The following is a 9,926-nucleotide window of genomic DNA, read 5'->3' on the forward strand; positions in this document are numbered from 1 at the left end:
TTAACAATATATCTCATCAATACATTAGAAAGTTACAGATAGACTTGAATAATAGACCTAAGAAATGTTTAAATTACTTGACACCTAATGAAGTACATTTTGGTATCTCTATAAACATTGAGAATACAATCTAGCAAATATAAAAGTTATCGCATTTGTTGATTTCACACAGAGTGTGCAATAATTCGAGCAAAAAATAATCCAATTGTCGTATTATAAAGGTATAGTGGGTGTTCGACAAATAATGTCTAAGGATTCTAGTGCTAGCTATAGCCCTTTTGATAAAGAAATTCCATCAGACTTGTTTGAGAAATTAGTCATCCTAAAAAAATATAATATGATATTTGAATGTCAGATGTATCCCCAACAATTTGTTAGTGTTGTGTCAGATATTCTTAAATCAAATGTGACTTGTTGTGTTGAACATTTTGGGTTACCTATAAAAACAAGAGATGATAATCTTCTGTATTGGCGAGATTTACTTAGGTATGTTGATAATAATCAAAGCCTATATCTAAAGCTATCAGGAGGAGATCTAAATAATAACGAGGACGAGATTAAAGAAATTTTAGAAGAAGTAAAAAATAGTGTTGCTTCATCAAAGCTTTGTTATGGTTCTAATTACCCTGTGTCAAATACAGATAATTATAATAAATGGTTTGATATGGTTTGCAATGCGTTTATTGACGCTAAATCACAGCAAGATATATTCTTTAATACAGCGAACTATATAAGTTTAACCTTTTGTAGAGACTTTTGCTGATGTGTAGATATTTTTGAAGAATATCAGATATATGCTTGTATAGGCTGTTATAAATATCATATTAATCGTGAAGTTTGACCAATACATAGTCCACAACACACTTTTATCTTTTATCATAATAGGAAGCATTACAATATTGTTTATCAATATAACTATCGCAACACTGATTATAGTTGAGAAGAGTATATTATTTTTTAAGAGTTTCTTATAGATCCAGCTAAAGATAGAAACTTCTGCTAGATTTGTCACAAAGGTGCTTAACATTCCCGATAAAAATAGCAGAACTGTAGGCTCAGCAATTTGATGTATAGCACTTGATCTTATATGGTTATTATCTCCTATTATAGATACATCTGCTAGATGAAAAAATGATGATGAGTAAACTCCAAAAGAGTATATACCATCCATTACCATTGCTAGTATTATTAGTTTGTAGGTATTTTTTAGTCCATAAATTATTGAGCAAACATCTAATACCACAAAAATTCCTGCATAAACTAAAGAAGATTGTGTTATTACTAAATGAAAACCCCCAAAATCAATGCTTATAGTATTAAGAAATAACGGATCACATAATATTTTTAATGTAATAAAAAGAGCTGCGGGAGCTATGTATTTTATAAATTGTTTTGACTCTAGGTTATTAAATGCGATATTTTCCATAGTATTTCTATTGATGTTAAAACAACTTAGATTGTATATTTTTTGTTGAAAAAATACGATAAAAATGTTGAATCGATATGACTTAAAGCTCGCTATACTATGTTATGTCATTGATAAAAAAGCTAATAAGGCTATAATGTTTAGAATCATATTATTAATAATTGATTAAGGGCTACTACTTTGGATAATAGTTTGCAACTGTTTCAACACTCATCTAACTATATTCTATTAGCATCAGGTCTAATATTATTTTTCGCGATTGTATCGCAGTTTTTATCATGGAGGTTGAAACTTCCCTCGATATTATTTCTGATTCTTAGTGGGATTATTCTAGGACCTTTATCTGAAGTGATATTTCAAGAAGGGTTTAAGCTCGTAGATGGTACTATCATTTTTGGTGAAGCATTGTCTCCATTTGTATCAATTTGTGTGGCCATTATTCTATTTGAAGGGAGTTTATCTCTTAACTTTAGTAAAATTAAGAGTGTCAGTAGTGTTGTGATACTTTTGACTACAGTAGGGTTGGGGGTTACTGTAATACTTACGGCAATGTTCTGTTATTATGTCATTGGTTTAAATTTAGAATTGTCTATGCTTATAGGCGGTATTACATGCGTAAGTGGGCCAACTGTTGTACCACCATTAATGAGAACTGTCAGACCTAAAAGACATATTGCAAGTATTCTAAAATGGGAATCTATACTTGTAGATCCGATAGGTGCATTAGTAGTTGTTTTCATGTTGGCATGGTTTGTTATTGGTGGTAACTATGCGAATCAGCCTAATGGAACAAGTATATTTATAGCATATATAATTTTTGTATGTATTTTAGGTATAACTTCAGGTTTTGTTTTTGGTTATTTTATAGGCTTGAGCTTCAGAAGACACTATATTCCTGAGTATCTAAAAAGCTTTTTTGTATTAGCCGTAATAGTGGTAGGTTTTATAATAACTGATGCTATGATGCATGGTGCGGGATTGTTGATGGTAACAGTTGCTGGTCTTGTTATGGCTAATATGAAAGATATAAAGATGTCTGATATTTTGTCATTTAAAGAAAATCTAAGTATCGTTATTATCTCGGTTCTCTTCATTGTATTAGGAGCAGAGATAGACTTTAGTTTATTCAAAGATTATTGGTTAGACCTAATAGAAGTTTTCTTATTTTTGCAGTTTATATTACGTCCAATTGTTGTCTTATTATGCTCTATCAAATCTAAAACAACTTTCGCAGAAAGAATAGTTATGGGGATTATATATCCTCGTGGTATTGTTGCGGCATCTGTAGCAGCATTAGTTGCTGTCAGAATTACTAAATCACACCCTGAGCTATATAGTGAAGCAAATACTTTAGTATTCTTTGTCTTTATGATAATAGTTTTCACAGTAGTTTTTCAGAGTATATTTACTCCATATATTTCAAAACTACTCAAGGTTACAGAACCTGAAGGTAAAGGATTTTTGATAATCGGTGGAAATAGGTTTGCACGCGAATTAGCCGAGGTGTTTGTCAAGAATGATATTGAGGTTGTAATTACTGATTCATCATGGGCAAATGTCCAGAAGTGTCGTCAGCTGGGTCTAAATACTTATTATGGTAGTCCTGTATCAGCTCATGCTGATTGGAGTATTAATTTGGTAGGTATAGGGGCGATGCTAGGACTATCTACAAGTGAGTATGTAAATGCTGTGTCTGCAATGAAGTATAAATATGAGTTCGGATCAAATAATGTTTTTGTATTAAGGGCATCTCAGAAAGAAAGCTATAAAGGTATTGGATCGATAGAAACTAGTCTAGCAAACTTGCTATTTGATGAAGGTGTCGATTTTAATACCTTGATAGATAGGCTAAATCAAGGAGCTTCAATTAGAAGTACGAATATTACCCCTAACTATCCACTCGAGAAGTTCTTTAAAGATAATCCTAATGCTGTAGCACTCTTTATTATTGATGATAATGGTTATGCTCAGCCGTTTGATAAAGATAAAAGACTAAGATTTGATAACTATAGTTTGGTATCATTAAGGGATGATGTTAATAAGACTAGAGATCAATTATGTCTAGATGTATAAGAAGTTTTAATGGCAAAGTGCCGAAGGTTGATGAGTCTGCTTATGTTGATGAGTCAGCAGCTGTAATTGGAGATGTTATTTTAAAAGAGAATGCATCTGTATGGCCACAAGTTAGTGTTAGAGGAGATCTTTTGACAATAACTATTGGAAAGGGCACTAATATTCAAGACTGTAGTACACTGCACACTACAGAATATCCAAAAGATTCAGGTCAAGGATATCCACTAACCATTGGAGATGATGTAACAGTAGGTCATGGTGTGATATTGCATGGTTGTGAGATCAAAAATAATTGTCTAATAGGCATGGGATCTATAATTCTTGACGGAGCTGTTGTTGAGCCTTGGGTTTTTTTGGGAGCAGGAAGCTTGGTTCCTCCGGGTAAGATTCTAGAGTCAGGTTATATGTATTTAGGTTCGCCAGTCAAAAAAATTAGACCGATTAGTGATCATGAGAGACAAATTATCAAAGAAAATGCAGAGCATTATGTTAAAGTCAAAAATAGATATAAAGCTCAAGATTAGATTAGTATTAGTTCTGATATTCATATCTTTATTAGTATCATGTGCTAGTATGCAATCTAATGTTACTCCAATAGCTGATAATGTTACATTTGATCAAAAATTGACATCTGAAGAGCTTTTGCAATTAAATAAGTGGCAGGCAAAAGGAGCTATTGGGATTATTTATAATAATCAGGCAGAGTCTGCTAATTATGTATATGCTCAAGATGGTGATAATTTCAGTATTAGTCTGTATGGTCCTTTGGGTATAGGAAGTGTTGAAATAAAAGGAGATGCTGATGAGGTATCGCTTGAAAATAGCAAAGGTCAGAAGATAACGGCTAAAGATGCTAAAACTTTAATGCTGGAGCAATTAGGCTGGTATGTTCCTGTTGATGGACTTAAGTACTGGATCAAAGCTATAGCTATACCAAATATTAAACATAATACAGAGCTAAATTCAAAAGGATTGCTAAGTAAATTATCTCAAAATGGCTGGGATATTTCTTATCAAAATTATGAGTTAGTTGATTCTAAGTATCCATTGCCGGCTAAAATTAGAATGACTAGAGAGAATCTAATATTAAAAATCATTATAAAATCATGGCAAATATAAAACTTAAGAATTATCAAAGTTATGCAAAAATTAATTTGTTTTTGCATATATTGAATAAGCGAGTTGATGGGTATCATAATTTACAAACTTGGTTTACTTTTTTGGATCTAAAAGATCATATTAGCTTTAGATTTAATAACTCTAATAAGATTGAAATTACAAGTAATATACAAATAGCCTCAAAAGAAGATAATCTAATCTATAAAGCTGTCAAAGAGTTTCAGAAAGTCTATAAAATAGAGAGTGTAGGTGTTGATATTGATATTATCAAAAATATACCAATGGGTGCTGGTTTTGGAGGAGGAAGCTCAAATGCTGCAACGACCTTAATAGCACTACGTGATTATTACTTGCCAGAACTATCAAACGAGCAGATGATACCATTAGCTACGAAGCTTGGTGCAGATGTACCTATATTTGTATATGGTAGGTCAGCATGGGCACATGGGATTGGAGATGTTTTGTACTCTAAGGATTTTGAGCAACAATATGTATTGTTAGTTAAACCTAATATTCATATTAGTACTAAAGAGTTTTTTGAGAGTGAAAGTTTAGTAAAGACAAAGAATATGCTACCGAGAGATTTAAGTTTTGATACTAGTGTTATGCATAATGATTTTGAAAATGTTTTTTTTGCAAAATATCCTGAGTTTAAAAGCCAGCTAGATGAGATTGATCAGGATTTTAGAATGACTGGTACAGGCTCATGCTTTTATCTACTTTCTAAAGATCTTAATAACCTACAACAACTTGCAAGAAAAGTTGATAAATCTCTTGACAAATGGGTAGTCAAAACATTAAACTATGCGTACTAACTTTCGTTAGTGTCTATGTTGGGCTATCGCCAAGCGGTAAGGCAACGGGTTTTGATCCCGTCATTCCCAGGTTCAAATCCTGGTAGCCCAGCCATAAAAATTCCTTATAAAAATTAAAATTTTTAAAGATAATAAAGTGTTTTTCTTTAATTTTCTAAATTAAGTCAGAACTTATAAGTTTTTGATAAATAATAAATAAAATTTTGCAGAGACAGGCTATTAATCGTTATACTATTTGCATAAATGAATTTTATTATACGGAATTAATATGTCTACACAATATCATATTGGAACACCTGGTAAAAAGTGGGGCTCTGAAGAAAAAGTCCAATGGTTATCAGAGCAAAGCAAAAAAAGATCATACAAAGAAGAAGCTGAAAAAAAGATTTTTGCACTATCAAATGATTTTGATATCGATGTCTATGGAGAGCTTGATTATCCAGTAGGCAGTTATAAGTTATATGCACTTAAGACAAAAAACTGGGATGCTAGTAAGCCTTATATTTTAGTTACAGGTGGAGTACATGGCTATGAAACAAGTGGCGTACAAGGAGCTATTAGTTTTGCTGCAACTAGAGCAAGAGAGTTTGCAAGTGATTATAATATTTTGATCCTGCCTTGCTTAAGTCCTTGTGGATATGAAACAATTAATCGTTGGAATCCTAATGCTATGGATTCTAATAGATCGTTCTATCTAGAGAGTGGTTGTGATGAGTCGGTTTTTGCAATGAAGTATATTAACTCATTGAATATTGAACTTCTGATGCATATAGATTTGCATGAGACAACAGATACTGATGACAGTGAATTTAGACCAGCATTAGCAGCTCGTGAGGGTATAACTATAGATAAATGGGGTATTCCAGATGGATTTTATTTAGTTGCTAACAATAGAAATCCACACTATGACTTCCAGAAATATATAATTGATGCAGTAGCAAAAGTTACTCATATTGCTCCTACTGATCCTAGCATAAATATATTAGGTGATGATATTATCAGAGATGGAATTATGGCATGTGATTCAGACAAAGAAAAACTATGCATGTCTTTATCAAAAGCTGAGTATACAACTACGACTGAGGTTTATCCAGATAGCCCAAGAACAAATCCTCAAGAATGTATACTTGCTCAAGTAGAGGCGATAGTTGCAGGTTTGAACTTTATTAGCCAACAAAGATAAAAGGAAAATATAAATGTTAAATGGTTTGATTAATGTAGCGACTTTTTTGATAGATATTGTCTTTGGCATTTATGCTTTTATACTACTGTTTAGATTTTTCTTACAGTGGGTAAAAGCAGATTTTTATAATCCAATTTGTCAGATGATTATGCGTGCGACAAATGCTGCTATATTACCTCTCAGAAAATTTATACCAGGATTTTTGAATCTAGATTGGTCATGTATAGTAGCTGTGTATATTGTTTTTGTGGTGCAGGACTTACTTGTAGGCTTATTAAATGGTATTGGTCTTAGTTTGATGTTTATTTTCTTTAAACCGCTGATTGATATAGTTTTTGCAGTTATTAATATGTATGTATATTTGATAATAATAAGAGTAATATCTAGTTGGTTTGTTCAAGGAGGCTATAATCCAATTATTATAGTTATATATCAAGTTACGGAGCCATTATTATCAAGAGCTAGAAATATAATCAAACCAACTAATTCAGGATTTGATTTTTCTCCAATTATTGTATTAATTGGTCTATTTTGTATTCAGATATTCATACAAAGCATTATTGCACAGTTTTTTCATTACTGATTAATAGCATGTAGAGTCGAGCTAATATCTTTAATAACTATTCTAGTTGAATCACATTCGAGATCACGAGGATAGTTAAGTTCTATAGTTTTTTCTGATGCTATACATCCTGGATTACTATCGAGAATTATTACTCTATCTGCCATATTTACAGCTTCTTCAATATTGTGTGTAACAAGAACAATTGCTTTTGTCTTAGCTTGACCAGTATGCTATAGACGCATAATGTCATCTCTTAGAGTTTTAGCAGTGACTATATCAAGTGATGAGAAAGGCTCATCAAGAAATAGAATCTCTGGCTCAATCATTAGTGCTCTAGCAAATCCTACGCGTTGTTTCATGCCACCAGATAGTTCACTTACATAGGCATCCTCAAAACTATTTAAGCCAATCTTTTTGATAATCTCAAGAGCTTTAGGTTTGCTTTGTGATCTAGGTATACCAAGAGAGTCTGCACCAAAAAGAACATTTTCTAAAACATTTAGCCATGGTAGAAGGGCAAAGTTTTGAAAAACCATGCCGATGTTTTCTAAAGGACCAGCAATAGCCGAACCCTTATAAAAAAGTTTTCCAGAAGTTGGTTTTAATAGTCCGCTTAATATTCTTACAAGACTAGATTTTCCTGCTTCTGATTTGCCAACTATAGCGATTATCTCATTTTCTCTTACTTTTAAAGTTAGATTTTCGATTACTCTTTTTATATTCTTTTTATCTTGCTTATAATCTAGGCAATATCGTAGCAATTTATTAACGTGTTATTTTTAAATTCAGTCATGTTCATTCTCCTTTTAGATATTTATGGATTAGTTACATTTGTATTTTGTTTCAGCAAGTTTATATAATGGCTTCCAGATAAATATCACACACAAAGCCACTAATGAGCACAATGCAACTACCGTTAGGGCTGCTTCATGAAGTTGGTTATTGCTTGTTGTGGTAGATACAAGTGCGCCAATTCCATCTGCCTTAATAGTATTTGATATTACCAATTCAGCTGCAATTGCCGAGTTCCAAGCGCCACCTGCAGCACTAATAATTCCGCAGACTATATATGGAAATACAGCAGGTATTGCAAACTTAAACCACCATTTCCAACCTTTTAGATGGAAAGATTTTGTCATTTCTATTATTTCTGTAGGCAAGCTAGAGACACCAGCAATTACATTAAATAGTACATACCAAGAGGTTCCTGTCATTATTAATGGAATACACTAAACATTTAGCGATCCACCACCACCTAATATAAGTACAGCAACAATCGGGAAAAATATCGGTTGTGGTATTGCTGCGCCTATTTGTATTATTGGTTGAATAGCTTTTGTACGTTTGCTTGACATACCTATCCATATGCCTAATGGTGTGCATATAGCGACACTTATCATCATGGCGATAGTCACACGAACAGTCGTCTCTATCATAAGTGGTATCAAATAACTCATATCACCATCTGGGAAGAGGTGCCACAGAGCATTACCTGCCCATACACATGCTGAGATAATTACTATATACCAGGCAATACAGCTAAGCTTTTTCAATATCTTGATATCTCTAATCGGTGATTTGAGATTAATTTTTTTATTTAAAAAGCTAGCGCCATTAATTAACCAAAATACAATAGTGCTGAAAATAGGCTTTATAGCATTTACAAATTGAGATTTTTTATATGAGCGATAAAGCCAAGGGCTGTCTGTAGTTTTATTGTTGATAGATTCGTATTTGAACTTCTCTGACCATTTGACTAAAGGTCTAAAAAGTAGCTGATCAAATAGAGCTATATTAATGATAATGGCCACAAGAGCATATAAGATAGCTGTTATATTTGAGTCAGTTAATGCCAGTGCTATATACTAGCCTATACCAGGTAAGCTAACATCGCCTGTGATAGCGAACCAAGCAGCTGATTGAGAAACCATAATATTCCAAAGTAAACCAGGTACCGAATAAGGTAGTTCAATCTTCCAAAATCTTTGCCACGCATTGAGTTTGAAAGCAGTTGCAGCTTCTGTTAGCTCTGCAGGCACTATTCGTATAGTTTGGTATAAAATTAGTGCCATATTCCAAGCTTGAGATGTAAATATCCCAAAGATTGCTGCAGCTTCTAAACCCATAATTGAGTGTGGAAATAGAAAAATAAAAAACGCGGTGGTAAATGTCAAAAATCCTAAGCTAGATTGTATTCTCAATGTTTATAGAGATACCAAAATGTACTTCATTAGGTGTCAAGTAATTTAAACATTTCTTAGGTCTATTATTCAAGTCTATCTGTAACTTTCTAATGTATTGATGAGATATATTGTTAAAGTTAGTACCTTTAGGTATAAATTGTCTGATATACCTATTCATGTTTTCATTAGTACCTCTTTGCCAAGGACTGTATGGATCAGCAAAGAATACTTTGATGCCAGTCTTGCTAGTTAGCTTCTTATGTTTAGCAAACTCTTTACCATTATCAAATGTAGCTGTTAATATTTTATGACCATTAGATACTTTGTACAATATTCTATTGATTGAATTAGCTGTTCTATCTATAGACTTGGCTAAAATAGTAAATCTGCTAGCTCTATCGACCATTGTTACAATAGCACTTTTATGGTCTTTACCAACAATAGTGTCACCTTCAAAGTGATAAAGATTTTTTCTATTAGCACTGCTAGGTCTTTCAGAAATACTCGCTCTATCCTTTATCTTAACTTGTTTAGAGTCACCTTCTTTTTTGTATTTATATTG

At 32.6% G+C, this 9,926-nt stretch carries 9 protein-coding genes, 1 tRNA gene and 3 pseudogenes; 9 read left to right on the plus strand and 4 right to left on the minus strand.

Features of this window, described 5'->3' with window-relative positions; genetic code table 11:
- Both F8C69_RS11420 and F8C69_RS06440 read left to right on the plus strand, forming a co-directional pair.
- A pseudogene (locus F8C69_RS11420) lies at positions 1–134 on the plus strand (IS30 family transposase); the annotation flags it as partial.
- A 110-nt stretch (positions 135–244) separates the two neighbouring features.
- Complete coding sequence (locus F8C69_RS06440; protein WP_234384160.1) at positions 245–763, plus strand: amidohydrolase family protein; 519 nt, start codon at positions 245–247, stop codon at positions 761–763.
- Here the strand turns inward: F8C69_RS06440 and F8C69_RS06445 are convergent.
- Positions 737–1,426: a VUT family protein gene (locus tag F8C69_RS06445; RefSeq protein ID WP_159184627.1), complete on the minus strand. Its 690-nt coding sequence runs from the start codon at positions 1,424–1,426 to the stop codon at positions 737–739. The two genes, F8C69_RS06440 and F8C69_RS06445, sit on opposite strands and share 27 nt — an antisense overlap.
- Positions 1,427–1,618: 192 nt before the next feature.
- Here F8C69_RS06445 and F8C69_RS06450 point away from each other — a divergent pair, with 192 nt between their 5' ends.
- The 7 genes from F8C69_RS06450 (at position 1,619) to F8C69_RS06480 (ending at position 7,199) form a co-directional block, all read left to right on the plus strand.
- Positions 1,619–3,499 (plus strand): cation:proton antiporter, encoded by a 1,881-nt coding sequence (locus tag F8C69_RS06450; RefSeq protein WP_372357335.1) that lies wholly within the window; start codon positions 1,619–1,621, stop codon positions 3,497–3,499.
- The gene (locus F8C69_RS06455) at positions 3,484–4,023 is read left to right on the plus strand and encodes a gamma carbonic anhydrase family protein (protein ID WP_159184629.1); all 540 of its coding nucleotides are present in this window, start codon (positions 3,484–3,486) and stop codon (positions 4,021–4,023) included. The genes F8C69_RS06450 and F8C69_RS06455 overlap by 16 nt, the downstream gene beginning before the upstream one ends.
- On the plus strand, positions 3,974–4,618 hold the full coding sequence (gene lolB / locus F8C69_RS06460; protein ID WP_192189643.1) for a lipoprotein insertase outer membrane protein LolB: 645 nt from the start codon (positions 3,974–3,976) through the stop codon (positions 4,616–4,618). The genes F8C69_RS06455 and lolB overlap by 50 nt, the downstream gene beginning before the upstream one ends.
- Positions 4,606–5,433 (plus strand): 4-(cytidine 5'-diphospho)-2-C-methyl-D-erythritol kinase, encoded by an 828-nt coding sequence (gene ispE / locus F8C69_RS06465; RefSeq protein ID WP_159184631.1) that lies wholly within the window; start codon positions 4,606–4,608, stop codon positions 5,431–5,433. The genes lolB and ispE overlap by 13 nt, the downstream gene beginning before the upstream one ends.
- Before the next feature lie 19 nt (positions 5,434–5,452).
- A tRNA-Gln gene (locus F8C69_RS06470) sits at positions 5,453–5,527 on the plus strand.
- 174 nt (positions 5,528–5,701) lie between these two features.
- On the plus strand, positions 5,702–6,616 hold the full coding sequence (locus tag F8C69_RS06475) for a M14 family metallopeptidase (protein ID WP_159184632.1): 915 nt from the start codon (positions 5,702–5,704) through the stop codon (positions 6,614–6,616).
- Positions 6,617–6,629: 13 nt separating this feature from the next.
- Positions 6,630–7,199 (plus strand): YggT family protein, encoded by a 570-nt coding sequence (locus tag F8C69_RS06480; protein ID WP_159184633.1) that lies wholly within the window; start codon positions 6,630–6,632, stop codon positions 7,197–7,199.
- Here F8C69_RS06480 and F8C69_RS06485 read toward each other — a convergent pair.
- The 3 genes and pseudogenes from F8C69_RS06485 to F8C69_RS06495 form a co-directional block, all read right to left on the minus strand.
- Positions 7,193–7,974 (minus strand): annotated as a pseudogene (locus tag F8C69_RS06485) (ABC transporter ATP-binding protein). The gene F8C69_RS06480 and the pseudogene F8C69_RS06485 overlap by 7 nt on opposite strands.
- Before the next feature lie 28 nt (positions 7,975–8,002).
- A pseudogene (locus F8C69_RS06490) lies at positions 8,003–9,364 on the minus strand (ABC transporter permease subunit); the annotation flags it as partial.
- A gap of 1 nt (position 9,365) precedes the next feature.
- On the minus strand, positions 9,366–9,926 hold a 561-nt coding region (locus F8C69_RS06495; protein WP_159183759.1), incomplete at its 5' end, for an IS30 family transposase.

The sequence above is a fragment of the Francisella noatunensis subsp. noatunensis genome (assembly GCF_009823375.1).
Lineage (GTDB): Bacteria > Pseudomonadota > Gammaproteobacteria > Francisellales > Francisellaceae > Francisella > Francisella noatunensis.

Excerpts from the sequence above, each read along its gene's own strand:
- F8C69_RS06440 (WP_234384160.1), top strand. The coding sequence starts at position 245 with ATGTCTAAGGATTCTAGTGCTAGCTATAGCCCTTTTGATAAAGAAATT.
- F8C69_RS06445 (WP_159184627.1), bottom strand. The coding sequence starts at position 1,426 with ATGGAAAATATCGCATTTAATAACCTAGAGTCAAAACAATTTATAAAA.
- F8C69_RS06455 (WP_159184629.1), top strand. The coding sequence starts at position 3,484 with ATGTCTAGATGTATAAGAAGTTTTAATGGCAAAGTGCCGAAGGTTGAT.
- lolB (WP_192189643.1), top strand. The coding sequence starts at position 3,974 with ATGCAGAGCATTATGTTAAAGTCAAAAATAGATATAAAGCTCAAGATT.
- ispE (WP_159184631.1), top strand. The coding sequence starts at position 4,606 with ATGGCAAATATAAAACTTAAGAATTATCAAAGTTATGCAAAAATTAAT.
- F8C69_RS06475 (WP_159184632.1), top strand. The coding sequence starts at position 5,702 with ATGTCTACACAATATCATATTGGAACACCTGGTAAAAAGTGGGGCTCT.
- F8C69_RS06480 (WP_159184633.1), top strand. The coding sequence starts at position 6,630 with ATGTTAAATGGTTTGATTAATGTAGCGACTTTTTTGATAGATATTGTC.